The sequence below is a fragment of the Rathayibacter tritici genome (genome assembly GCF_001641005.1).
GTDB lineage: Bacteria > Actinomycetota > Actinomycetes > Actinomycetales > Microbacteriaceae > Rathayibacter > Rathayibacter tritici.
Genome location: NZ_CP015515.1, coordinates 996,675 through 1,020,798, shown reverse-complemented (window position 1 = coordinate 1,020,798; position 24,124 = coordinate 996,675). Strand labels below are relative to the sequence as shown.

The following is a 24,124-nucleotide window of genomic DNA, read 5'->3' as shown; positions in this document are numbered from 1 at the left end:
GCTCACGGCTCCTCTGCGGCTCGGTCGGAGCCGGTCGGGAGGAGTCGCGCAGTGAGCACGGCCGATAGTCTCGCGAGCGAGCCGGAGCTGCGACACCGCCGCTCCGGAGCCTGGCGCTACCGCCACTCCCTCTGGCTGCTCACCAAGCGCGACCTCACCGTCCGCTACGCGACGAGCGCGCTCGGCTACGTCTGGTCGGTACTCGACCCGCTCGTGATGTCGGGGATCTACTTCTTCGTCTTCACCGTCGTGTTTCAGCGGACCGTCGGCGAGGACCCGTACATTGTCTTCCTGCTCGCCGGGCTCCTCCCGTGGATGTGGTTCAACCAGGCGACCTCCGACGCCACCCGCGCGTTCCTCCGCGAGGCGAAGCTGGTGCGCTCGACGTCGATTCCGCGCACGATCTGGGTGGGGCGGATCGTGCTCTCGAAGGGCATCGAGTTCGTGGCAAGCCTGCCGGTGCTGGCGCTGTTCGCCGTGATCGCCGGTGCCCAGCTGACCTGGGCGGTGCTGCTGTTCCCCGTGGCGATCCTGCTCCAGGCAGTGCTCACCGTCGGGGTGGGCCTGCTCGTCGCTCCGCTCGTGGTGTTCTTCCGCGACCTGGAGCGGGCGGTGAAGCTCCTGCTGCGATTCCTCTTCTACGCGTCGCCGATCATCTACTCCACCGCTGATCTGCCCGAGCAGATCCGACCGCTCGCCGCGCTCAACCCACTCAGCGGGATCGTCGCGCTCTACCGCTCCGCCTTCTTCGACAGCGAACTGGACATTCCGCTCATCCTCGCCTCGGCGGGGATCTCGATCCTCATGCTGGCACTGGGCCTGGTCGTCTTCCGCCGCTGCGAACGCGCAATGCTGAAGGAGCTGTGATGACCGACACTCCCGTGGTGATCGAGTGCCGCGGCCTCGGAATCCGCTTCCGTCGCAACCGGCGGGGCCGCCGCTCCTTCAAGGACCTCTTCGCCGGGCGCTCCCGCCGCTCCCGGCCGGGCGAGTTCTGGGCGTTGCGCGGCCTCGACCTGCAGGTGCGCGCCGGCGAGGCGATCGGCGTCGTGGGCCGGAACGGGCAGGGTAAGTCGACGCTGCTCAAGCTGGTTGCCGGAGTGGTCCTGCCGGACGAGGGCGCGGTGCAGGTGCGCGGTGGCGTCGCTCCGCTCATCGAGATCACCGGCGGTTTCGTCGCGGACCTCAGCGTCCGCGAGAACGTCTACCTCACCGCCGGGCTGCACGGGATGTCCAAGCGCGAGGTCGACGCGCGCTTCGACTCGATCATCGAGTTCGCCGAGATCGGCGACTTCGTGGACACCCCCTACAAGCACCTCTCCAGCGGGATGAAGGTGCGCATCGCGTTCTCAGTTGTCTCCCGGCTCGAGGAGCCGATCATCCTCGTCGACGAGGTGCTCGCGGTCGGCGACAAAGCCTTCCGCGAGAAGTGCTACGCGCGGATCGAGGAGATGCTCGCCTCCGGCCGCACCCTCTTCTTCGTCTCGCACAACGAGCGGGACCTGCGCCGTTTCTGTAGCCGCGGCCTCTACCTCGACAAGGGCCGCCTGGTGCTGGACGCGCCGATCGAGGAGGTGCTCACGCGTTACGCTGAGGACTACGCGCCGACACCGCGGAGCAGCGCGGCGCCGGCCGAGGACCTGCCCGTCCAGGGCACTGTGTCCGTCTCCGTCTCCGACGACTGACCACTCCCGCGCTCGGCACCCGAGGACGCAGGAGTGCAGGACATGGCCCAGAAGGACCGCAAACGCGAGCGCGCCGTCGAGAGGGCCGGCGGACTCGAGCCGACCGACGGATCCGAGAACGCACAGCTCGCGAAGATGCTCGACCGGCTCCTTTCGGTACAGCGCCCCGCCGTGCTGGCGAACATCCGCTTGCTGCGTCGGCGACGGCCCGGGGCGACACCGGAGCAGATCATCACGTCGCTCGAACGGCAGTACCTCTCGAGCGTGGCCGCGGGCGGCGCGGCGATCGGAGCGACGGCCGTCGTCCCCGGCATCGGCACGGCCGCCTCGGTGGCCCTCTCCGGCGCGGGAGCCGCGGGTTTCCTGGAGGCGAGCGCCCTCTTCGCACAGTCGGTGACGGAGGTGCACGGCATCCCGCTCGAGGATCCCGACCGCGCACGGGCCCTCGTCCTCACGCTGATGATGGGGTCCTCCGGCAGCGAGATGGTGCGACAGGTGGCAGGTCAGGCCGTCGGCGGGGGCACCGGCCTCAACCAGTATTGGGGCTCGGTGGTGACCAAGGGGCTGCCGTCGTTCCTGGTGGGCGAGCTGGCCGACCGAGCGAAGAAGTCATTCACCAAGCACTTCCTGGCGCAGCAGGGCGCGGGGCTGGTCGGCCGAGCGATGCCCTTCGGGATCGGGGCGGCGCTGGGCGGAGTCGGCAACGCGATGCTCGGCCGCAAGGTGATCCAGAGCGCGCGCGACGCGTTCGGGCCCGCACCGCAGGCGTTCGGCAACACGCTCGTGCTCGAACCGACGCGCGCCGAGCGCACGGCGCTGGCTGCGGCACCGACAGAACCGCTTGCGCTCTTCGTCCGCGACTACGGCGGAACGGGCGAGCGGGTCGCGCTCCTGCTGCACGGGCTCGGCGCCGACTCCCGGATCTGGTACGCCCTGGTGCCCACGCTGCACGAGCACGGCTATCGCGTGCTGGCGCCCGACCTCGCGGGCCACGGCGGGTCCCCGATGTCGCCGGTGTACTCGCCGCAGCGCTGGGCCGCAGACGTGCGAGCCTCGGTGCTGCAGACCCCCGACCTGATCATCGGACACGGTCTCGGCGCCGTCGTCGCCGCCCGGCTCGCTCCGGAGTACCGCGCCGACCGGCTGATCCTGCTCGACCCCGCCTTCTCGGACGCGCGCGGCGTGACCCGAGCTCTGCACCGCGCTGGCTCGGTCGCGCATGTCGAGAAGGGCGACGCCGACTCCCTCCGCCACCGCCATCCGATCTGGACCGACGAGCAGATCGAGCTCGATGTGTCGGCGTACGCGCTCTGGGATCAGGACTCCGCCGACGGGCTCACGGCGCGCGGCGCGGCTGACGCGCCCGACACCTTCCCGGTGCCCACTCTCGCGGTGCTGCCGGAGGACCCGCTGGGTCACGGCTCGCTGGGCGCTGTGGTGGCGGGCCGCGGCGCCGAGGTGCGGAGCGTGCCGGGCGGCGGCGCGTCGATCCTGCGCGAGGACCGCGCGGCGCTGATCGCGGCACTAAACGATCGGCTCTAGCGTTCCAGGCCTGCACAACGAAGGCTGAGCGAGAGGATCTGCGCCCTGGGGCGCGATTTCGGGCGCTCAGCCTTCATAATGACGGCTCGCGGCTCTTCGGCGCGGGGTAGTACTGCATCACGACGGGGTCGCCGAGCAGATCCGCCATCAGGGGGAGGTCCGCGTCGGTCATCTCGCGAAAGCGCAGCCGGGCGGTGGCGGAGGGGAGCATCCGCAGCAGGCTACCCGCCGGCGGTCGCGGGCCCGCTCGGAGGGCGTCCATCACTGAGGTCGAACGCTCAATTTCCCGCCCTCGGTGCTGGAAACATGACGCTCGACCTCGGTCCGATACCGGCTGCCGGTCCTGCACCGGCCGGTGCCGAGATCGCGGCCTCCGTCACGGCGCGCGCCGGTCGTCATCCCGACGCGGCCGGCCCTCTTTCTTCGCCGCAGCCGTGGCCTTCGCGGCCTGCTTGGTCGCGCGGACCTTCGTCAGCGACTCCGGCGAGACGATGTCGGCGACCGAGCGGAACGAGCCCTCCTCCCCGTAGGCACCGGCGGCCTCGCGCCAGCCCTCCCCCGTGAAGCCGCGCTGCTTGCCGAGCAGGGCGAGGAAGATCCGCGCTTTCTGCTCACCGAAGCCAGGCAGCGCCTTCAGGCGGGCGAGGACGGTGCGGCCGTCCGGGTCGTCGCGGGTCCAGAGGGCCGACGCGTCGCCGTCCCAGTCGTCGACGAGCGCCCGGCACAGCGCCTGGACGCGGCCCGCCATGTTCGACGGGTACCGGTGCACGGCGGGCGGAGTGCGGCAGAGCTCCGAGAACGCATCCTCGTCGACGCCGGCGATGGACGCGGCGTCGAAGGAGGAGCCGGCCGCCTCCAGACGCTCCTCGATCTTGCGCGGCCCCGAGAACGCTGTCTCCATCGCGACCTGCTGGTCGAGGAGCATCCCGATCAGCAGGGCGAGCGGGTCGCGGCTCAGCAGGGCGTCGGCATCGGGATCATCGGTGATGTGCAGGGCGGAGTCTCGGGTCATCCTTCAGAAATACCACGGACAGAAATACCACGGACAGAAATACCACGGACAGAAATACCACGGACGACCAGCGACCCGCGGTGCACGGCGCCGAGCCAGCCGACCGCACGCGAGCGGGCGAGCCGCTACTTCGCGTCCTGACGCGGGAAGACGACCTTCTGCACGACGATGATCACCGAGGCGGCGACCGGGATCGCGACCAGCGCGCCGAGCACGCCCGCGATCGTGCCGCCCCCGACCGCAGCGATCACGACGACAGCGCCGGGCACTGAAACGGCCCGGTTCATGATCCGCGGGCTGAGGATGTACGCCTCGACCTGCATGTAGACGAGGTAATAGATCGCGGCGATCAGCGCGGTCAGCGGTGAGGCGAGCAGGCAGGCGAGCGAGATGATCACCGCAGCCGAGAGGGTGCCGACCAGCGGGATCAGCGAGCCGAGGAACGCGACGCAGGCCAGCAGCGCCGGCACCGGCCCGCCGATCACGAGCAGCAGGATGAAGGTCAGCACGCCGTTCACGCCGGCGAGGGAGACCTGGCCGACCACGTAGCGGCCGACCGCGCCCGTGATCTCGTCCCCGACCTCGTGCGCCTTCGCCCGGTGCGAGGCGGGGGCGAAGCGGTATGCGACGGCCTTCATCGAGCGCAGGGAAGCGAGGAAGTAGAGCGTCAGGATCAGCACGATGGCGGCGCCCGTGACACCAGTGGCGATGCCGGTCCCCACGGCGATCAGGCCGCCGCCCAGTGAGAGCAGGTTGTTGGGATTGCCGATGAAGGTCTGGACGCTCCGGATCAGCTCGTCGATGTCGACTACGCCGCGCAGCTGCTGCTCGAGGTCGAGCACCCACTTCTGGGAGGCGATGTCGGTGACAATCTGCGGGGCGCTCGTGACGAACAGCGTCAGCTGCTCGACCAGGATCGGGATGATGTAGACCAGGAGCCCGGCGAAGAGCAGCACCACCGCGGCGAACACCGCGGTGATCGCCAGCGGCCGGGGCAGACGCTTGCTCTCGAGCCAGGAGACGAGCGGATCGAGGCCGAGCGCGAAGAACACCGCCACGAAGATGTAGGTCAGCACCGTACCCAGCTGCACGAGGAGCCCGCCGAGCACGAGCGCCGCCAGAACGCCGAGCGCGCCGAAGAAGCCGATGCGGAACGAGCGAATGGTGAAGACCGGCTTCTCTCGGTCGGCGGAGACCACGATGTCCGGCTCGACCGCGGGATGAGCGGCAACCGACCGGCGCCGGCGGGAGCGGGCGAAGGCGCGCGGTGTGATCATGGATCGAGCGTAGCGGGACGCTCGCAGGCCTCCTGGCGACGACGCCGGCCCTTGACGCGGCGGCGCGGGAGTAGCGCTCCCGACGACATCAGCCGTCCGGATCGTGGTCGTCGACCGCCGCATCGCTCCGGTGCAGGGCGGCGTGCCGCTGCCACTGCTCGAGCAGATGCTCGATCGCCGCGTGGAAGCGACGCGTCGACGCTCCCGGGGATGTGTCGCCGAAGGAGCGGCGCACCCAGCGTTCCAGCCGCTCGACCGCTTCCGGGTCGTGCTCGGCTCTGTCGATCCGCGAGACGATCGCCGCGGCGTCCTCTGCGCGCAGCCACTCCGCATCGCCCAGGTAGCCGCTCTCGTCGACCTCGGCCCAGGGGCTCGCCGGGCGGGTGACCAGCAGCGGCCGACCGGTGGCGAGCCGGTCGTAGACCATCGCCGAGACGTCCACGATCGCGAGGTCGGCGGCGGCGAGCTGCCAGCCCAGCTCGGCGCCGGTGTCGTGGACATGGCCGGCGCGCGCATCGGCGGCGTTGGCCGCGGTGATCATCGCGATGATCGCGCGGTCCGCCGCTGCGTACTCGGCGTCGACCGCCCCGCTCCGCGGGTGCGGCCGGTAGATGAGCCGGAACCGAGGATCGGCCAGCAGGCCCCGCACGAGTGCGACGCCGTGGCTCCGGATCGAGCCGTAACCGGCGGCCGGACGATCGCCCTCCCAGGTCGGCGCGTAGAGCACGACCCGGCGCTCGTCGGGGGTGAATGGCACGGCTGCGGCGAAGTGGTCGGCCTGCGGGCGCCCGATCGCGAGGGCACGCTTGTCGAAGTCGTAGTCCCAGAGCACGCGGTGCAGTCGGGCGAGCGCGGCGTCCCCGGCGATCAGGCTGTAGTCGTACGCCTTGAACTGGTTCGTCGTCATGTACATCTTGTCGCTCTCGCCGTGGTTGACGAAGACGTGCCAGCGGCGCCCGTAGCGCATCATCTGGAAGTTGCGGGCGTTCTGGTTCACATAGAGCACGATCTGCAGCGGCTGGCTCGCAATGGTGCTCTCGAGATCGGCGACCGAGCGGACGTAGGCGACCGGCACCGGGCTCTCGCGCAGCAGCACCTCGGCCGCGCTCGCGTTGCGGCTGAGCAGTACCACCGGATGCGTCTGCGCCAGCTCGGCGAGCGGCCGGTACCACTGCCGCAGCTGGTACAGGTTGATGTCGCCGTCCGCGAAGTAGACGCCGATCTCGAAGCGGCCCTCCGGCAGCGCGCCGCGCTCGGTGAGCAGGCGGGTCACCGCGCGACGGGCTCGGCGGGCCGCGAGCAGCTCACCGCCGACCGTCCGCGTGAGTCGCGCGTCGGTGCGAAGGCGAGCGAGCAGGGCACGGGGAGCGGGAGTCATCCGCTCCAGGGTAGCGGCGACCACCCCCGGACCGGGGGGTGTCGCCGACCGCGGATCAGGCGGCGGACACCCGCAGCCAGAGGAACTGCAGCGGAGCGAGCCACAAGCCCTCGCGAAGGTCGACCGCGATCTCGGTCACCAGATCGACCGCGTCCGCCGCGAAGGCACCGAACCGCTCAGCCGCGACCTCCTGCACCTCGTCGGACACGTTGGCGAGCACGAGCACCGCCTCCCCGTCGCCGGGGCGCTGGTAGCCCAACACCTGGTTGTTCACCGGGTCGAAGACGCACAGCTCGGTGCCCGCGAACAGCGCAGTGGCCTTGCGCACGGCGATCAGGTGCAGCAGCCCCCCGAAGACCTCACTCGCGGCGGTACCCGGCAGCTCCCGCTCGTCGTAGCGCTCCGTGGGGCGGCGCGGCCGGTTCACCCAGCGCGAGTCGCCGGCCGTCGTCGGATCGTCCAGGTACCCGTGGTCGTTGAGCTGTGCGACCTCGTCGCCGAGGTAGAGCAGCGGCAGCCCGCCGGTACTCAGCGCGATGGAGTGTGCAAGCAGCACCCGGTCGATGCCGTAGGGGTCGCCGGCCTCGACGCCCGCGAGCGAGGCGGTCGTGCCCGAGACTCGGCGGTCGCCGGTGCGCGGGTTCTCCTGGAACGGCACTCCGCGGGCGAACGTGCCGTCGAAGTGGCCGGTGTAGAAGTCGTTGAGGAAGCGGCGGTGGCCGGCCGCGTCGATGCCCAGTTCGGCCGCGTCCTCGTCGGCGAAGGTCCAGCCGATGTCGTCGTGCCCGCGCACATAGTTCACCCAGGCCGTCCCCTTCGGCAGCGCATGGCGGCGCTCCAGCGCCTGCGCGAGGAGGCGGACATCGCGGGTGGCGAGCGCCTCCCAGGTGAGCGCCATCTGCAGGGGGTTGTACGAGAGCTGGCACTCCTGGACGTCGATGTACTCGATCACCTCGTCGGGATGCACGATTGCCTCGGACGTGAACAGCAGCGCCGGAGCAGCCAGGCGGCAGACCTCATTGAACGCGCGCACCAGCAGGTGCGCCTCCGGCTGCGACTCGCAGCTCGTACCCAGCTCCTTCCAGATGAACGCGACCGCGTCCATCCGGAGGGCGTCGACGCCCTGATTGGCGAGGAAGAGCATCTCGCCCGTCATGGCACGGAAGACCTCGGGGTTGGCGTAGTTGAGGTCCCACTGATAGCGGTGGAAGGTCGCCCAGACCCAGCGGCCGTCCTCCAGCTGCACGAAGGAGCCGGGGTGGTCGTCGGGGAAGATCTCGCGGGTGGTGCGCTCGAACGCATCGGGCTGCTCCCGGTCGGGGTAGATCCAGTAGTAGTCCTCGAAGCGGTGCTCGCCGGCGAGAGCCCGCTTCGCCCACTCGTGCTCGTTCGAGGTGTGGTTGAAGACGAAGTCCACCATGAGCGCAATGCCGTGCTCGTGCAGCTCCGAGGCGAGAGTGCGCAGCTGCTCCATGTCGCCCAGGTCCGGGCGTACGCGCCGGTAGCTCGATACCGCATAGCCACCGTCCGACTCCCCCTCCGGGGCGTCGAAGAGCGGCATCAGGTGCAGGTAGTTCAGTCCGATGTCACGGAAGTACGGGATCTCGGCGCGCAGGCCCTCGAGGTCGCCGGCGAAGCGGTCGACGTAGCAGACGCCTCCGAGGGCCTTGTTCGAGAGGAACCAGGTCGGGTGCTGCTCCCGAGTGCGGTCGAGTGCGCGCAGCTCCTCGGGTCGCTCCTCCCACGAGGCGGCAGCCACCTCGACGATCGCGACGAGCTGATCGACGAGGTCGGCGCGGCCGGCGTACACCGTGGACAGCAGCTCCACGAGTCGCGGGAGGTGCGCGTCGAGGCGCTCGGCGAACTCGTCGTCGACGGCGCAGAGGCGCCCGCGGACCGTCGCGAGGAGGTCCGGCCCGGCGGGCGGCGACTCCGCCTCAACGCGCTCGGGCGGGGAGAGCTGGGTCGAATCGAACACCGTCGTCCTTTCGGGGCCCCGGCGGGGGCGGATTCCCCGATGCTAGACGATCGGCGGGCGCCCGGCGAACGCCATCCGGAGCACCGTGCGGGGCGAGAGGACGCGGCGGCCTCCTGGATCCCGGCGCCAGCCCTCCCGCCAGCCGGCGAACCAGGCACGCAGGGCGACGGGGTCGCCGCGCCAGCGGAGGCACTGGATCGCGCTCCAGGAGGCCACGTAGGCGACGGCCAGAGGCACGGCGAGGTTCCGCCGCGCGAGCCAGACGCGGTTGCGCGCGTTCAACCGGTAGTAGTCGGCGTGGCGGGTCGGCTGGATCACCGGGTGCTGCGCCACCAACTCGCCCGCGTACCAGACGGCGCGACCGGTGTCCCATACTCGCCAGGCCAGCTCGATGCCCTCATGGGCGTAGAAGAAGGGAGCGGCCCAGCCGCCCGCCCGCGTGAACACGTCGCGGCGCAGCACGACCGCTCCCTCCCAGACCGAGAAGACCGGGCCGGAGCGGCGCGGGTCGCCCTTGAGGATGCGCGGGATCCAGCGCCGCGGGCTCGGCGAGCCGTCGGTGCTGTCGACCCGGGGCTGCACCAGCCCGATGCGGCGGTTCGAGGAGAGCAACGCGACCGCGTCGAGGAGGAAGCGGGGAGACGGCACCCGGGCGTCGTCGTCGAGGAAGAAGAGGTAGTCCCCCTCGACGGCATCGACGCCCGCGTTTCGCCCGGCCGGGATGCCGAGGTTCTCAGGGAGCGCGACCGCGCGGACCGCGTCCGGCAGTCCTTCCGGCTCCCAGCCGTTGCCGACGCAGACGACGTCGAGCGCGACCCCCTCCTGCGCGAGAACGCTTGCGAGGCCGGCGGCGAGGTCCTCCGGCCGGGTCCCCTGAGTGAGGACGACGACGCCGACCCGTGGCTCAGGAGCGGACACGCTTCGAGGCCATGATCGCGACGAAGTGGCCCGCTACTGCGAGCAGGGCGAGCGGGACCAGAGCCCCCACGAGCACGCGGTCGGCGGTGCCCGCACCGACCACGAGGCCGACCAGCGCGGCCGCGAAGGCCAGCATCGTCAGCTCGACGGAGTGATAGAGGCGGTGGAACGGCAGGAAGCGCGCTGCACGGCGCAGGCGCGCGAGACCCGACGAGGACGGAACGGCTTCGCCCTTCGTGTCGGCCAGCTTCGTCAGGCCGGCGTTCGCTCGGGCCACGTGCACCATGTCGTTCAGCGCCTTGTTCAGCACGATCACCAGCGCCAGCGCGAAGCCGAGCGTGGTCCAGAGGAAATCCTCCGGCGCGTCGAAGGGCGCACCGGCTGCCCGCACGCCCAGGGCGATCGGGATCAGCGCCTCAGTCGTGTAGTGCCCGACCTTGTCCAGGAACACACCCGCCGGCGACGACGTGCGGCGCCAGCGCGCGACCTCTCCGTCGCAGCAGTCCACCAGCATCTGCAGCTGACCCAGGAGGAGCGCCAGCGCGGCCCCGCCGATGCCGGGAATCAGCAGCGCAGCGGCTGCGCTCCACCCGACCAGGATCATCAGACCAGTGACGCCGTTCGCCGAGATCGAGGTCTTCAGCAGCAGCCAGGTCAGGTACGGCGAGAAGCGGCGCAGGTAGAGCGAGGCGGTCCAGTGCTCGGCGTTGCGGCGCCCGCGCACCTCCGGCGGTTGCGCGACGGCGCGCAGCTCGGCGAGGGAGCGGGGTCTCGTCGTCGTGGTCATGCGCCCCTCGGCGAGTCGGACCGCGGCTGGTGGCGGTGGGCGGAAATGGTGCTGGTCAGCCCAGCGAAGCCGAGCACGAAACCCGTCCCCCAGGCCAGGTGGACCGCCGGGATGACCACGGCGAACCACAGCATGGCACGCGCGCCGTCCCGCCGCGCGATCGCAAGCGTCGCGGTGGCCACCAGGAGGAGGTACCCGGCGGGAGCCACGAAGCCGAGCAGAAGCCAGGGCGCTGCTCCTCCGAGTTCCTGCACGACTCCGGCCAGCCCGGCCAGCAGCCCGAGCACGAGCAGCATCACGAGCAGAGGCGGAGCGAAGTACCGCAGCGAGCGTGACGCGGGGAACATCCGGGTGAGTTCGCCGCGCCACATCCCCGTCGAGAGGAACTGCCGCAGCAGGGCAGGCATCGATGGCCGCGGGCGGTACGTGACGGTGAGCCGCGGAGTGAACCAGACCACGTCACCGTGCTCGCGCAGCCGCCGGTTCAGCTCCCAGTCCTGCCCGCGCTTGAAGCGCTCGTCGAACAGGCCCACGCTCTCCAGAGACGAGCGGCGGAAGACGCCCAGGTACACCGTGTCGGCCGGACCCTCCTCGCCGCCCACGTGGTGCGGCGTGCCGCCCAGACCGATCCGCGAGCCGTATGCGCGGGCGACGGCGCGCTGGAACGCGGTGAGCCCCTCCGCCGCCATCACTCCGCCGACGTTGGCCGCGCCGGAGCGCCGCAGCACCTCGACGGCCGTCCGCGCGTACTCGGGCGGCAGAATGGAGTGCGCGTCGACCCGCACGACGACCGGATGACGTGATGCGCGGATCGCCGCGTTCAGGCCCGCCGGAGTGGAGCCGGCCTCGTTCGGTACGACGCTGATCCGCGGATCGGCCGCGCTGAGTTCGGCGACGAGCTCCTCCGTGCCGTCGATGCTCGGGGCGAGGGCGAGGACGATGTCGAAGGGCCCGGTGTAATCCTGGTGCAGCAGCGAATCGACCGCGGCGCGCACGTGGGTGACCTCGTTGAGCACGGGCACCACGTAGGAGACGCCGGGCAGATCGGAGAGGTCGTCCGTCGGGGTCTCGGGCTGCATGGGTCCAGTTCGTGCGGGAGGAGCGCGGGCGCAGGGACCCACCACACTATCAGCGGGGGCGCGCCCGGCCCCCGCACGCGCAACAGCCCCCGGGGACGGATCCTCGGGGGCTGCGGGTGGTGCTGCGGCTCAGCTGGTGGCCATCTGGCCCAGCGTCGCCTTCGCCTGGTAGCTCTGGCCGCTGCGGTTGTAGGTCAGCTCGACCTCGGAGTTCGCGGCCAGCGCGCGGACCTGCGCGGTGAGGTCCGACGCGCTCGTGATCGGAGTGCCACCGATCGCGGTGATGATGTCGCCCTTGGCGAGGCCGGCGGCCTGAGCGGCGCCACCGCCGGAGACCTCCTCGATGCGCGCGCCGAGCACACCGGCGGTGGAGTTGGAGACGCTCGCGCCGAGCAGCCCGTGCGATGCCGAACCGTCGGCGATGATCTCCTTCGCGATGCGCTCGGCGAGCGCGCTGGGGATCGCGAAACCGACTCCGATGTTGCCGGACTGCCCGCTCGAGGAGGACTGGCCGGCGCTCGCGATCGCGACGTTCACGCCGATCAGTTCGCCGTCGCTGTTGAGCAGTGCGCCTCCGGAGTTCCCCGGGTTGATGGCCGCGTCCGTCTGGATGACCGGGAGCGAGATGGTGCTCTTGGCCTGAGTCGGCTGCTGCTGTCCCGGGATGTCGAAGTTGAACGGGCTGTCGGTGCTGCCGCTCGAGCTGTCACCCGACTGCTGGGGAGCGGCCGAGGAAGCGACCTGGATGCTGCGGTTCAGCGCACTGACGATGCCGTCGGTCACGGTGCCGGAGAGTCCGAGCGGAGCGCCGATAGCGACGGCCGTGTCGCCGACGTTGATCGTGGTGGAGTCCGCGATGGTCATCGGGCTGAGGTCGGTCGCACCGCTCAGCTTGATCACGGCGAGGTCCAGCGTCGGGTCGGTGCCCACGACGGTCGCGTCGAAGATCCGGCCGTCGCTGGTGGTGACCGAGACGGTGCCGTTGGAGATTTCCCCGTCGAGCGTGACGACGTGCGTGTTGGTGAGGACGTAGCCGTCCTTCGAGAGCACGATGCCCGAGCCGGTACCGGCGGAGGAGCTGCCGCTCACCGCGATGGTGACGACGCTCGGAGTGGCCTTGGCGGCGACCGCGGTGGCGGTGGTGGCGGCGTCGGCGTTGTTGACCGTGATCGTCTGCGAGCCGCCGGAGGACACCACGCGGGTGGCCGAGCCGTTGGACGCGGACCAGAGGCCGAACACACCGGCTCCGGCGACTCCTCCGACGACCGCACCGATGGCGAGCGCCGCGACGACGCCCACTCCGGCCCGTCGCTTGGTGGCGGTGGGAGCCGGCGTGTACTCGGCAGCGGGCCCGAAGGAGTTCGAGCGGGGCGGCTCCTCGGAGCCGTGCAACGTGCTCGCGGCGGGCGGCGCGAACTGGCCGTAGCGGGCGGGCTGCGCCTCGTTGCCCGCCGTCGCGTTCGGCGTGTACGGCGGCTGCGGGGCGGAGGAGGAGGGGTACGGGACGGTCGGGTTCTCACCCTCGCGGTGCGCTGCGCCCTGGTGGATCGGCTCGGTGGGCCCGGTGGTCGAGGACGACGCTCCGGAGCTCTCGCCGTGGGTGCGCTCGGACGCCTCTCGGGCGCCGGACTCCGTCGGCGTGGTGGGTTCCTCCGGCTGACGAGGACCCTCGTGACTCTCGGTCATGGGTGCTGCTCCTTCCAAGCGAGGTTAGCTTGGCGATCGTACCTGGTGGTTTCTTATGACCGACCTGCGAGCGGGAAATGAAAGCGGTCGCGCCGCCCGACCGGGCACACTGGTGGCGTGAGCATTCCCGGATCCTGGACCCGTGCCGCCGCAGGAGCGGGTCTTCTCGCCCCCGACGGCGAGGTCGCCGCCACCATCTTCAGCGAGATGAGCGCCCTCGCCCTGCGCACCGGAGCAGTGAACCTCGGCCAGGGCTTCCCGGACGAGGACGGCCCGCGCGAGATCCTCGACGCCGCTCGCGACGCCATCGCATGCGGGCTGAACCAGTACCCGCCGGGGCCGGGCTTCCCCGTCCTGCGCGAGGCCATCGCCGCACATCAGCTGCGCTTCGGCGCGATCGCCCTCGACCCCGACGGCGAGGTCCTGGTCACCACGGGCGCGACCGAGGCCCTCGCCGCCGCGCTGCTGGCCCTGCTCGAACCGGGCGACGAGGTCGTCACCTTCACCCCGCACTACGACGCCTACGGTGCCCTGATCGCTCTCGCCCGCGGGGTCCACCGCACCGTGCTCCTGCGCGGCCCCTCGTTCGCGGTCGACCACGACGAGCTGATCGCTGCCGTGACCGACCGCACCCGCGTCATCCTGGTGAACGACCCGCACAACCCGACCGGAGCCGTCCTCCCGGCCGAGACCCGCGAGCTGATCGTGCGGCTCGCCGAGCGGCACGACGCCGTGATCGTGACGGACGAGGTCTACGAGCACCTGCGCTTCGACACCCCGCACGTCCCGCTCGCGACACTCCCCGGGGCCTTCGACCGGACGCTCTCGATCTCCTCCGCGGGCAAGACCTTCAGCACGACGGGGTGGAAGATCGGCTGGGTGACCGGCCCGCGCGAGCTGATCACGGCCGTGCTCGCGGTGAAGCAGTTCCTCACCTACGTCAGCGGCTCGCCGTTCCAGGGGGCCGTCGCCCTGGGGCTCGGGCTCCCCGACTCCTTCTTCACCGGGGTCGCGCAGACCCTCTCGGTCAAGAAGGACCTGCTGTCCTCGGGCCTAGCAGCGGCGGGATTCGGAGTCGCGGGGTCCTCGGGCGGCTACTTCGTCGTCGCGGACGCCGCGCCGCTGGGCTACGACGACGGCGTCGCGCTCTGCCGGGCACTCCCGGGGCTCGCCGGAGTGGTGGCGGTGCCGGTGTCGGCGTTCTGCCGCCCCGAGGACGCCGCTGCATACCGCTCGCTCGTGCGCTTCGCGTTCTGCAAGCGGTTCGAGGTGCTGGAGGCGGCTGTCGCCGGCCTGGCGCGGATGGCGCGCTGAAGCCGCGAGGCGCCGGCGAGGAGTCAGAGCGGCTGCACTCGGAAGCGTCGGAGCGAGAGCGCCGGGTTCTTCTCGCGTGCCGCGTCGATCCGCTCACGTGAGACCCAGGCGACCGCCACGTCCTCGACCTCGCCGAGGGTCGCGATCTCGACGCCCATCGGATCGACGACCATGCTCGTGCCGACCCCGATCGGCGGCGTCTGGTCGGCCGCGACGACGTACACCGTGTTCTCCAGGGCGCGTGCGGTGACCAGCGTTCGCCAGTGCGCCTCCTTCAGCGGACCGCGCACCCACTCGGCGGGCGCCGCGATGACATCGACCCCGGCATCGACCAGCCAGCGGCTCACCTCGGGGAAGCGCAGGTCGTAGCAGGTCTGCAGCCCGACGAGGAGGCCGCCGACCTCGAACGTCTCGGGCGCCGCGATCTCGCCCGGCGCGACCCACTCCGACTCCGTCTGCCCGAACGCGTCGTAGAGGTGCAGCTTGCGATAGCGGGCGACGAGGGCGCCCTCGGGGTCGAGCGCCACGAGAGTGTTGGCGATGCGGCGGCCGTCGACGGCCTCGACCATGCCCGCCACCAGATGGATTCGGAGCTCGCGGGCGAGAGCGGCGAGAGCCTGCACGAATGCTCCGTCGAGGCTCTCGCCGGCGGCGACCAGCTCGGGGCCGAGCGGATCCGTGAAGGCGGAGCTGTACTCCGGTAGCACCACCAGGCTCGCGCCGCGCGCGACCGCGACCCGGGCCAGCCGCTCGATGACGGCGAGATTGGTGCGACGGTCCCGAGTCGGGGCGAACTGCGCGACCGCCATGCCGACGGCGCCGGACATCAGCTCGGCGGGTAGAGGAACAGCGCGACCTGCGAGGCCGGGATGGTGCGCTTGTGGTACGCGTGGTCGTTACCCCAGTTGTACTCCTCGAGGGAGACCGTGCCGTCGGAGTTGACCGCCTGCACATACGCGACGTGGTTGCCGGTGAACCAGGCGACCGCTCCCGGGACGGGTGTGCTGCTGGTCACCCAGCCGTGGGAGGCCCACTGGCCAGCCCACGCATACGCGCTGCCGCCGCCCGGCGTCATGTTGCCCCAGGTCCATGTGAAGGGTGCGCCCGTCGAGCCTTGGTCGCGGTTGATCCGCCAGGCGACGAAGTCGACGCACTCGCGGTAGTAGTACCGCAGCGGCGAGAGGCCGCCGCCCTGGTTGTCGGTGAGCTGGTCGCGCCAGGGGTAGTCGTCGCCCTCCTCGCGCGGGGTCACCGAGGTGCTGGAGCCGCCACTGCCCGCCGAGGTGCTGGAGCTTCCCCCGGTGGTGGTCGCCGTGCCGGCCGCAGCCTGCGCCTCCTGAGCAATGCGGGCGGTCTCAGCGTCGCGCGCGGCCTGCTCCGCCGCGGCAAGCGCACGCGCCTGAGCGGCGGCCTCGTCGAGCTGGGCCTGAGTCGGCGCGGTGAAGGAGTCGCGGATCACCTGCTCCTGCAGCGCGGTCGGCGCGACAGTGAGCTTCTGGTTGCCGAGCGCCTGCACTCGGGCGGCCGCTTCGACGGCGGCCTGCGAATCGGCCGCGGGGGTGAACGAGTAGGCGGGGAGCGCCGAGACGGCGACCAGTCCGGCGATCGCGGCGAGGGCGACGGTGCTGACCGTGCTGCGGAAGACGCGGCCGCGGCGGCGCCGGACGGGACGCACCGGGGTGAGCACCGGGGTGGCGACCCGTGGAGCGGGGAGCGCGTGCGGCGCCTGCCGCAGGCTCCGGCGGGTCGGCTGAGAGCCGACTGCCTCGTTGAAGCCGTCGACTCCGTGTTCGTCCCTCACAGCAGTACCCCTCGCATCGCGACCGAGCCTAACGTGCGGGCCGCTTCGACACACCAGATGGCACGGTGCGTCGGGAGGTGTGGTGCGCTGCCGAGCGCTCGATCGGAGTAGCGTCCGGGGCGGAGCGGATGCGACGGCGCGGCCGCGGAACGGAGGACGGCGATGATCCGGAGCGAGCGAGCGTTCAGCGGCTTCAGCGTGGACGATGTGGCGGCTGCCCGGGCCTTCTACGGCGGAGTGCTCGGACTCGAGGTCGAGGTGAACGCCGTGGGGGTCCTCCAGATCGAGCTGCCGGGTGGCGGGCGGGCGATCGCCTATCCGAAGCCGGATCACGAGCCGGCGTCGTTCACGATCCTGAACTTCTCGGTCGAGGACGTCGACGCCGCGGTAGCCGAGTTGAACGCGGCGGGCGTCATCACGGCGATCTACGACGATCCAGCCCTGCCGACCGACGCGACGGGGGTCATGCGCGGCCACGGGCCGACCATCTGCTGGTTCCGCGATCCGGCCGGCAACGTGCTGAGCGTGATCGAGGGCGGGTGACGGCCCCGTCATGCCCGCACGGCGCGAGCGGGGTCGATCGACGCGGCCCGCAGCGCTGGAGCCACCGACGCGAGCGTCCCGGTGACCAGACCCGCGACGATCCCGAGCAGTGGTGCGGAGGAGGAGAGCACCGGCTCCCAGCCGTGACCGGCGCTGACGAGCAGCACCGTCAGAAGACCGCTTGCCGCCCCTGCCGCTCCCCCCGCGCCTCCGATGAGCGCCCCCTCGAGGAGGAAGAGCACAGCAGTCGCCGCCCTACTCGCGCCCACGGCGCGGCGGAGTCCGATCTCGGCGACCCTGGACTGGACCGAGACGAACAGGATCGCAGCGGCGCTCACTGCCGCCAGCCCGAGCAGAACGAGCGAGATCGTTGCGACCAGGGCGCTCAGATCGGTGGCCACCCCTCGACGAAGGTTTCGCAGGTCGGCGACCGTCTCCACGGTCACCGATCCGGGGGCTCCTGGAGCGACGGTGACAGGGACCGCTTCCGCGACCGCGGCCGGCAGGCCCGGCTCAGTGCGGACGATCAGTGAGTAGTCGGCCCCCGGCACATCATCGGTGACCGCCGCGGAGACGAAGACCGCGGAGTCGAGATCCGCGCGGCCGGAATCCTCGATCAGTCCGACGACGGCGACGGGTCGGCCGCCGACCCAGACCTCGACGCCCGGAGCTGCTGCCCCGACGCCGAGGACGTCGGCGGCGTGCGCGCCGAGCACAGCGAAGCGACCTGGCACAGCCGGATCGAAGAGCGAGCGCGCCGTCGACGGCCGGGTGCGCACGTCGTCGAGCACGAGACGAGCGGAGTCACCACCGACGACCTGAACGGGCGCACTCTGATGAGCCGAAACGGAGCCGGGACGGAACCTGGCAAGATCCGCGTCCGCTGCGGAGACGGAGACGCAACGCGCGACCCCGACCACCCCGGGCAGAGCGTCGATCCGCTCGACGGCGGTCCGCTCAGCGCTCACCCGGTCGGCCGTGCTGTGTTCCTCCGGGAGCGACACCGTGACCTCATCGAGTGCGGCCCGAACCAGGCGCTGCGAGATCTGCTGCGACGCGGTCTCGGCGAGGCCCGTTGCGGCGACCAGTCCCCCGGTCCCGACGAGGAAGGCGAGGAGGAGGAGTGCGGTCCGACCCGGGCGCAGCGTGATAGCGGAGAGCGCGTCCCCGATGATCCCCAGGAGTGCTCGCCCCCGGTGCCGAGCCGCGCCCCGCTCCGCTCGGGGCGGAGGAGCGAGGCGGGAGCAGTGACCTCCGGTATCGGCGACGACGGTCCCGTCGGCGACCTCGATCCTCCGAGTCGCGGCACGTGCCACTCGTTCATCGTGGGTGACCACCACCACTGTCCTGCCCTGGCTGTGCAGCTCCTGCAGGAGCCGAATCACCTCGAGGCCGTTCGCCGAGTCGAGGTTGCCGGTCGGCTCGTCCGCGAGGACCACCTCCGGGTCGGTGCTGACCGCGCGGGCGATCGCGAGCCGCTGGCGCTCGCCGCCGGAGAGCGACCTTCCGGCAGCCCTGCACCGATGCAGCAGGCGAAGGCGTGCGAGCGCCGTCGTCACGCGCTCGCTCTGCTCCTGAGCGCTCCGGCCACCGATGCGCAGCGGGACCGCGACGTTGCGCTCGACCGAATCATCGGGCAGCACGTGGGAGGCCTGAAAGACGAAGCCGAACACTCGGGACCGCAACTCGTCACGGCGGTGCTCCCGCAGTGCGCTCACCTCAGTGCCGTTGATGCGGTAACTGCCCGAGGTCGGCTGATCGAGCAGGCCGAGGACGTTGAGGAGAGTCGACTTCCCCGACCCTGAGGGACCGATCACCGCCACGAACTCTCCGCGTTCGATCACCAGATCGACCGCGGACAGCGCGGTCGTTGCGGAGTGACCGTTCCCGTATCGGCGTCCCCCACCCCGCAGTTCGAGCAGCGCGGTCACCTCGGCACCCGGACAAGTGCGCCCACGGGGAGCGCGTCGGTCGGGTCGAAGGAGGCCCAGCCGTCCGCCTGCTCGCGCACGCCGATCTCGATTCGGGGCGGCAGCGTCGCCTCCGGATCGCCCGTCGGTTGGACGAAGGTCTTCCCGTCTTCCTGGAGCACCGCAACGAGGGGAACGGCCGGAACCGGCTCGCCCGTCCGACCGGTCGCGACACTCACGGGACGACCGATCGCGAAACCCTGCTCCGGCCTCTGCGCGAAGGTCACCTGCACGTCATAACCGGCGCCGGAGGAGGAGTCGGTGGAGAAGGCTCCGATCGAGGACACGGTTCCGGTGGCGGATGCTCCCGCCTCGCCCGTCAGTGTCACGTCCGTGCCGACAGTGAAGTCGTCCACGCTGATAACGCTCGCCCGCGCGCGGACAGCGTCAGGAGCCGTTCGGAGCTCGGCCAGGGTCGGCCCGCTTCCCCCGCTGGGCTGACCGGGAGCCGCGGACGCGGCGGCCGTTGTCGAGGAGCCTGCGCCGGAGGCGCCCTCCGACAGGACGGTACCCACGGCGGCGACCGAGGCGACGACGGCACTCGGGCCGGGAAGAATGACGAGCTCACCGAGGTCGACGCTCGTTCCGGGCCCGATGCCGCCCGGTGGCTCCGCGTCCGCCCGGTCGTAAAGGTCGCGGATCGCCCCCTGCGTCTGCTCGTCGACGACACCGCTGTCTACGACGTCCAGGCCGGCCTCCGCGAGCGCCTCCTGGAAACGCGTGACGTCCTCTCCCCTTTCGCCCGCCGTGAGCGCGCGATAGGGAGGGACGTCCATCGACAGCACGAAGACGGGTCGGTCCGAGACCTCGGCGAGGAGCATCCCGGCGCCGACCTCCTGCCCGACCTCGACGTGGACTGCGGTCACCACGGCCCGGGCCGCCGACCGCGGCCGGACGGCTTCGACGGGAAGAGTCGTACCGGCGACCACTTCTCCCTGAAGGCGAGCGGATTCGGCGACCACGCGGGACTCGACCGCGACATCGACGGGCACCACGGTGGTGGACGCGTCGACAGCCACCGATTCAGGAGTCCGAAGTGACCGGCCCCACCAGAAGGCGCTGCCGGCGACGAGGAGCACGACGGCGACGAAGACCCCGATCAGAGCGGGACGCGCGACCCATCCTGGCCGGGCGACGGCATCGCCGTCCGGCTCAGCCGCCACGCTCTGCGATCACCTTCTTCGCTCGCTTGATGCTCCCTTCGTTCGACATGACGGATCGTCATGTGCGAGGAGGCTACGCAGAAGTGACGTGCGGGCGGCAGCGGTGGCGCGAGATGCGGGGCCGTCCCGCGGTGGAGCAGGGAGAGTGCAGCGCGGTGCGAGTACAGACGCGAGCACCGTTAACGACGAAAGCCGGCCCCTCTCGGGACCGGCTTTCGCTTTCTTGTTGCGGGGGCAGGATTTGAACCTACGACCTCTGGGTTATGAGCCCAGCGAGCTACCGAACTGCTCCACCCCGCGGCACAAGAGAAGACATTACACGCGTCCTCGCGCCGGTGCAAATCGGCGGAGCGACGAGAGGTGTCTCCAGCGTCAGGCGGGCTTCGCGGCGCGCAGAATGGCGTCGCCCTCAACGGTTAGTCCGACGGCCGTCAGTGCAGCGGTGAGGTCGCCGGACGAGCGGCTCCAGGTTCGCACCTCAGCACCCTCCTGCGGAGCGGAAGACGCCGGACCGACGAGGACCGCGCCGCCCGGCGCGACGAACCACTCCACGAGCCGCGCCCACTCCTCCAGGTCGGGGAGCCACGAGACGACTCCTGCGCTGCACAGCACGACGTCGAAGGAGTCCGGCTCGGGCAGCATGTGCCGCAGCTCGTAGAGGTTCGAGCAGACGAAGCGAGTGGAGCCGGTGAGGTCGCGCTCAGCTGCGGTAGCCCGGGCTCGCCGAACGGCGGGCATCGAGAAGTCGACGCCGACCACCTGGGCGCCTGCTTCCGCGAGCGCGAGCGCGACGAGCCCGTCTCCCGAGCCGAGCTGCAGGATCCGGCGCACGCCAGTGCCCAGCGCCGCTGCGGTGAACTCCGGATGGGACGCACCCTCGCCGGCGCGCCCCTCCCAGTACGTGCGGTTGAGCTCGAGCCACTCCCCCGAGCGGAGGTGCTCGCCGCGGTCGACCTGCACCACGCCTGCTACTGGCCGCCCTCGGCCTGCAGCGCCCGCGCGAGCGCCTCCGTCAGCCGCTTGTCGGCTGCCGCGAACGCGGTCAGGTCGCCCGATTTGAGCGCCGTCTCGCGAGCGGTGAGGGCGTCGCGCGCGTCGTTGAGCGCCTGCTGGAGCGCCGTCGGATCACCGGTCGCAGTGCCCGTCCCGCCGGTGGTACCACCCGCATCGCCGCCGGTGTCACCGCCCGAGGTGCCGGTGCCGGCGTCCGGGGTCGTCGGCGTGCCGGTGTCGCCCGCGTTCGCTCCCGAGTCGCCGCCGAAGAGGCTATCGAGGGCCGCGTCGAGGGTGTCCTCGAAGGCGATATCGTCACCGAACGCGACGAGCACCTTCTGGAGCAGCGGGAAACTCGTGTCGCCGTTGGAGCGCACGTAGATCGGCTGGACGTAGAGCAGACCGCCGCCGACCGGCAGGGTGAGCAGGTTGCCCCTCGTGACGGTCGTGTCGCCGCGGGAGAGGATGTTCAGCTCGTTCGCGACGGTCGGGTCCGTGGTGAACGCGTTCTGCACCTGCCCGGGGCCGGGGACCGTGTCGTCCTTCGGCAGCTCGAGCAGGCGGAGGGTGCCGTAGCCGTCGGCCACTGAGCCCGCCGTGGAGCCGGCGTCGGAGTCGGCGACGAGGTAGCCGGTCAGCACGTTGCGGCTGGCCTGCGCGCCCTGGACGCTTGCCGGGATGTAGGTCGAGTACAGCGAGTACGACGGAACGTCCTGATCCGGAGTCTGCAGCGTGAGGTAGTACGGGGGCTGCAGGCTGGTGCCGGTCGCAGCGGCCGTGGTCGCTGCTCCGCTGGTCGGGTCGTTCGGCGTCGCCCAGGCGTCCTCACGGGAGTAGAACGATCCGGCATCGGTGACGTGGTAGGTGCCGAGGACCGCGCGCTGGACCTTGAACAGGTCCTCCGGGTAGCGGACGTGGCTGAGCAGCTGGGCGGACATGTCACTCACCGGCTTGACGGTGGCCGGGAAGATCTTCTCCCAGGTCTGCAGGATCGGATCCTCGGTGTCCCACGCGTAGAGCGTGACCTTGCCGTCGTACGCATCGACGGTGGCCTTCACCGCGTTGCGGATGTAGTTCACGTCGTCGGTCGGGAACTGCTGCTGCGTGCTCGTATCGGCGATGGCCTGCGAGAGGCTCTGCACCTCGGAGTACGGGTAGTCGGCCGAGGTCGTGTACCCGTCGACGACCCACACCACGCGGCCGTCGACGACGGTCGGGTAGGCGTCGGAGTCGAGCTTGAGGTAGGGCGCCACCTTCTGCACGCGCTGCACGGGATCGCGGTCGTAGAGAATTTGCGAGTCGTCGTTCACGCCGTCCGAGAGGAAGATCTGCTCGGACTGGAACTTGATGGCGTAGACGAGCTTCTTGAAGATGTTGTCGAGCGCGGGCCCGCCGTTGCCGTCGAAGGTCGTGTAGGTCTGCTGCGCGCCGTCGGTGCCCGAGGGGTAGTCGAGCTCGATGTCACGCGAGTCGTTGCCGCCGACGATCGAGTAGGGCGGCGAGTTCTCGCCGAAGTAGACGCGGGGCTGGTAGTCGCCGAGGCTTCCGGTGGTCGGGACGCCGGACTCGATGAACACGGGCTCGCCGTCGGCAGAGCGCTGGTTGCCGTACGCGGCGACCAGGCCGTAGCCGTGGGTGTAGACGAGCGTCTGGTTGTACCAGGTCTGGTTGGTGCCCAGCCCGTTGAGGTTGAGCTCGCGCACGCCGACAACGGCGTCCTGCGTCGAGCCATTGATCGAATAGCGGTCGACGTCGAGCGCATTCTGCGTGTCGCCGAACTTGTAGTACTGGCGGAACTGCTGCAGCTGCGAGAACGCATCGGTGACAACGGCGGGGTCGAGGATACGGATGTTCGCCGTCGTCTCGGCGTCGGAGCGCAGGGCGCCCGGCTCGGCGTCGGTGGTCGCGTCGTAGGGGATGACGTCGACATTGCTGACCCCATAGGCCTGGCGGGTCATGTCGATGTTGTTCTGGATGAAGGGCTGCTCGAGCGTGCGCTCATTCGGTTCGACCTGGAACTTCTGCACGATCCACGGGTAGAGAGAGCCGACGAGCAGACTCGACACGATGAGCAGCGCGGTGCCGATGACCGGGAAGCGCCAGCGGCCGACGAAGGCGGTGACGACGAAGAGGATCGCGACCAGCGCGGCGATACCGGCCAGGATCTGCAGGCCCGGGATCGTCGCGTTGACGGTCGAGTAGGTGGCTCCGGTGATGCGCGGGCCCTGCTTCGCGAGCGTCGCGTACTGGTCCAGCCACAGGCTGACGGCCTGCACGGCCAGGTAGAGGGCAGCGATGATCGCCAGCTGGATGCGCGAGGCCTTCGAAATGCGGATCTCGCGGCCGTTGATCCGGATCGCCCCGTAGAGGTAGCCGGTGGCGAGGGTCGCGAACGCCGAGATCAGCAGGACCGCCGAGGCGAAGCCGACGATGCTCTGGTAGAAGGGCAGCTCGAAGAGGTAGAACGACGTGTCGAGGCCGAACTGCGGATCCGTCTGGCCCGAAGGCGTGCGGTTCCAGAAGGTGAGGCTCGTCTGCCAGCGGGTGGCGGAGGAGACGCCGGCGAAGAGACCGAGCACGGCGGGAATCCCCAGCGTGGCCAGACGCCGCAACGGCTCGACGACCTGCTGGTAGCGGTCGATCTGCGAGTTGAGCTTCGCGTAGACCGGCCGGAGCCGGTACGCCAGCATCAGGCTGACGAACACCGGTACGGCCATCGCGACGAAGCCGATGACGAAGAGTCCGCCCGCAGCCGCCCACTGCGTCGTGAGCACGGAGAGGAAGCCGAGCTGGTCGTACCAGAGGATGTCGGTGTACAGACCGGCGAAGACGAAGAACGCCACCACCAGGACGGCCACCACCACGACAGTGACGGCGAGGGCGCTCCGTCTCTTCCGCGGCGGGGTTTCGGTTGCTGTGGAACTCACGTAAGGGCCTCTTGCTGTCGAGATGTGAGGGGAGGCCCCCCATGCTATGCGACGGGTGTCCGGCTCACCTG

At 70.7% G+C, this 24,124-nt stretch carries 20 protein-coding genes and 1 tRNA gene; 5 read left to right on the top strand and 16 right to left on the bottom strand.

The window, feature by feature from the left end:
* The first annotated feature begins 51 nt into the window (after positions 1–51).
* From A6122_RS04515 to A6122_RS16405, 3 genes are read left to right on the top strand one after another with little or no spacing between them, the layout of a single operon-like run.
* Complete coding sequence (locus A6122_RS04515) at positions 52–867, top strand: ABC transporter permease (RefSeq protein ID WP_373408572.1); 816 nt, start codon at positions 52–54, stop codon at positions 865–867.
* Positions 867–1,685 carry an ABC transporter ATP-binding protein gene (locus A6122_RS04510; RefSeq protein WP_068252096.1) on the top strand — a complete coding sequence of 273 codons (819 nt, stop codon included), beginning with the start codon at positions 867–869 and terminating at the stop codon, positions 1,683–1,685. The genes A6122_RS04515 and A6122_RS04510 overlap by 1 nt, the downstream gene beginning before the upstream one ends.
* A 42-nt stretch (positions 1,686–1,727) precedes the next feature.
* On the top strand, positions 1,728–3,227 hold the full coding sequence (locus tag A6122_RS16405; protein WP_068252093.1) for an alpha/beta fold hydrolase: 1,500 nt from the start codon (positions 1,728–1,730) through the stop codon (positions 3,225–3,227).
* Between the two features lie 73 nt (positions 3,228–3,300).
* On the opposite strand, the gene A6122_RS04500 is transcribed toward A6122_RS16405, so the two are convergent.
* From A6122_RS04500 to A6122_RS04460, 9 genes are all read right to left on the bottom strand, one after another.
* Positions 3,301–3,438 carry a GNAT family N-acetyltransferase gene (locus tag A6122_RS04500; protein WP_181026379.1) on the bottom strand — a complete coding sequence of 46 codons (138 nt, stop codon included), beginning with the start codon at positions 3,436–3,438 and terminating at the stop codon, positions 3,301–3,303.
* A gap of 165 nt (positions 3,439–3,603) precedes the next feature.
* Positions 3,604–4,239 carry an HhH-GPD-type base excision DNA repair protein gene (locus tag A6122_RS04495; protein WP_068252087.1) on the bottom strand — a complete coding sequence of 212 codons (636 nt, stop codon included), beginning with the start codon at positions 4,237–4,239 and terminating at the stop codon, positions 3,604–3,606.
* Positions 4,240–4,364: 125 nt separating this feature from the next.
* A complete protein-coding gene (locus A6122_RS04490; RefSeq protein ID WP_084415820.1) occupies positions 4,365–5,516 on the bottom strand; it encodes an AI-2E family transporter in 1,152 nt (383 codons plus the stop codon).
* 88 nt (positions 5,517–5,604) lie between these two features.
* Entirely contained in the window at positions 5,605–6,894 is a 1,290-nt protein-coding gene (locus A6122_RS04485) for a hypothetical protein (RefSeq protein WP_068252085.1), read from the bottom strand.
* 55 nt (positions 6,895–6,949) lie between these two features.
* Positions 6,950–8,872, bottom strand: coding sequence for an amylosucrase (locus A6122_RS04480; RefSeq protein ID WP_068252082.1), 1,923 nt, complete (start codon positions 8,870–8,872; stop codon positions 6,950–6,952).
* Positions 8,873–8,914: 42 nt separating this feature from the next.
* Entirely contained in the window at positions 8,915–9,790 is an 876-nt protein-coding gene (locus A6122_RS04475) for a glycosyltransferase family 2 protein (RefSeq protein WP_068252079.1), read from the bottom strand.
* Complete coding sequence (locus A6122_RS04470) at positions 9,777–10,577, bottom strand: CDP-alcohol phosphatidyltransferase family protein (protein ID WP_068252076.1); 801 nt, start codon at positions 10,575–10,577, stop codon at positions 9,777–9,779. Before A6122_RS04470 ends, A6122_RS04475 begins: the two co-directional genes overlap by 14 nt.
* On the bottom strand, positions 10,574–11,656 hold the full coding sequence (locus A6122_RS04465) for a glycosyltransferase family 2 protein (protein WP_068252074.1): 1,083 nt from the start codon (positions 11,654–11,656) through the stop codon (positions 10,574–10,576). The genes A6122_RS04470 and A6122_RS04465 overlap by 4 nt, the downstream gene beginning before the upstream one ends.
* A 129-nt stretch (positions 11,657–11,785) precedes the next feature.
* Positions 11,786–13,342 (bottom strand): S1C family serine protease, encoded by a 1,557-nt coding sequence (locus A6122_RS04460; protein WP_068252068.1) that lies wholly within the window; start codon positions 13,340–13,342, stop codon positions 11,786–11,788.
* A gap of 117 nt (positions 13,343–13,459) precedes the next feature.
* Here A6122_RS04460 and A6122_RS04455 point away from each other — a divergent pair, with 117 nt between their 5' ends.
* Positions 13,460–14,656, top strand: coding sequence for an aminotransferase class I/II-fold pyridoxal phosphate-dependent enzyme (locus A6122_RS04455; protein ID WP_068252067.1), 1,197 nt, complete (start codon positions 13,460–13,462; stop codon positions 14,654–14,656).
* Between the two features lie 23 nt (positions 14,657–14,679).
* On the opposite strand, the gene A6122_RS04450 is transcribed toward A6122_RS04455, so the two are convergent.
* Both A6122_RS04450 and A6122_RS04445 read right to left on the bottom strand, forming a co-directional pair.
* Positions 14,680–15,483: a carbon-nitrogen hydrolase family protein gene (locus A6122_RS04450; protein ID WP_068252066.1), complete on the bottom strand. Its 804-nt coding sequence runs from the start codon at positions 15,481–15,483 to the stop codon at positions 14,680–14,682.
* Positions 15,483–16,457, bottom strand: coding sequence for a CHAP domain-containing protein (locus tag A6122_RS04445; RefSeq protein ID WP_068252064.1), 975 nt, complete (start codon positions 16,455–16,457; stop codon positions 15,483–15,485). Before A6122_RS04445 ends, A6122_RS04450 begins: the two co-directional genes overlap by 1 nt.
* Positions 16,458–16,619: 162 nt before the next feature.
* On the opposite strand from A6122_RS04445, the gene A6122_RS04440 reads away from it, so the two are divergent.
* Entirely contained in the window at positions 16,620–17,000 is a 381-nt protein-coding gene (locus A6122_RS04440) for a VOC family protein (protein ID WP_068252062.1), read from the top strand.
* 8 nt (positions 17,001–17,008) lie between these two features.
* Here the strand turns inward: A6122_RS04440 and A6122_RS04435 are convergent, their stop codons facing one another.
* From A6122_RS04435 to A6122_RS04415, 5 genes are all read right to left on the bottom strand, one after another.
* Complete coding sequence (locus tag A6122_RS04435) at positions 17,009–18,931, bottom strand: ABC transporter ATP-binding protein/permease (protein ID WP_068252060.1); 1,923 nt, start codon at positions 18,929–18,931, stop codon at positions 17,009–17,011.
* Positions 18,928–20,133, bottom strand: a complete 1,206-nt coding sequence (locus tag A6122_RS04430; protein WP_068252057.1) for an efflux RND transporter periplasmic adaptor subunit — start codon at positions 20,131–20,133, stop codon at positions 18,928–18,930. The genes A6122_RS04435 and A6122_RS04430 overlap by 4 nt, the downstream gene beginning before the upstream one ends.
* A 226-nt stretch (positions 20,134–20,359) precedes the next feature.
* A tRNA-Met gene (locus A6122_RS04425) sits at positions 20,360–20,433 on the bottom strand.
* 72 nt (positions 20,434–20,505) lie between these two features.
* A complete protein-coding gene (locus tag A6122_RS04420) occupies positions 20,506–21,096 on the bottom strand; it encodes a class I SAM-dependent methyltransferase (protein ID WP_068252054.1) in 591 nt (196 codons plus the stop codon).
* Positions 21,097–21,101: 5 nt separating this feature from the next.
* Entirely contained in the window at positions 21,102–24,053 is a 2,952-nt protein-coding gene (locus A6122_RS04415; protein ID WP_181137215.1) for a UPF0182 family membrane protein, read from the bottom strand.
* Positions 24,054–24,124: the final 71 nt, after the last annotated feature.

What these genes read in the sequence shown, in the direction of transcription:
- A6122_RS04510 (WP_068252096.1), top strand. Translation starts at nt 867, where the DNA reads ATGACCGACACTCCCGTGGTGATCGAGTGCCGCGGCCTCGGAATCCGC.
- A6122_RS16405 (WP_068252093.1), top strand. Translation starts at nt 1,728, where the DNA reads ATGGCCCAGAAGGACCGCAAACGCGAGCGCGCCGTCGAGAGGGCCGGC.
- A6122_RS04500 (WP_181026379.1), bottom strand. Translation starts at nt 3,438, where the DNA reads ATGCTCCCCTCCGCCACCGCCCGGCTGCGCTTTCGCGAGATGACCGAC.
- A6122_RS04495 (WP_068252087.1), bottom strand. Translation starts at nt 4,239, where the DNA reads ATGACCCGAGACTCCGCCCTGCACATCACCGATGATCCCGATGCCGAC.
- A6122_RS04490 (WP_084415820.1), bottom strand. Translation starts at nt 5,516, where the DNA reads ATGATCACACCGCGCGCCTTCGCCCGCTCCCGCCGGCGCCGGTCGGTT.
- A6122_RS04485 (WP_068252085.1), bottom strand. Translation starts at nt 6,894, where the DNA reads ATGACTCCCGCTCCCCGTGCCCTGCTCGCTCGCCTTCGCACCGACGCG.
- A6122_RS04470 (WP_068252076.1), bottom strand. Translation starts at nt 10,577, where the DNA reads ATGACCACGACGACGAGACCCCGCTCCCTCGCCGAGCTGCGCGCCGTC.
- A6122_RS04465 (WP_068252074.1), bottom strand. Translation starts at nt 11,656, where the DNA reads ATGCAGCCCGAGACCCCGACGGACGACCTCTCCGATCTGCCCGGCGTC.
- A6122_RS04460 (WP_068252068.1), bottom strand. Translation starts at nt 13,342, where the DNA reads ATGACCGAGAGTCACGAGGGTCCTCGTCAGCCGGAGGAACCCACCACG.
- A6122_RS04450 (WP_068252066.1), bottom strand. Translation starts at nt 15,483, where the DNA reads ATGTCCGGCGCCGTCGGCATGGCGGTCGCGCAGTTCGCCCCGACTCGG.
- A6122_RS04440 (WP_068252062.1), top strand. Translation starts at nt 16,620, where the DNA reads ATGATCCGGAGCGAGCGAGCGTTCAGCGGCTTCAGCGTGGACGATGTG.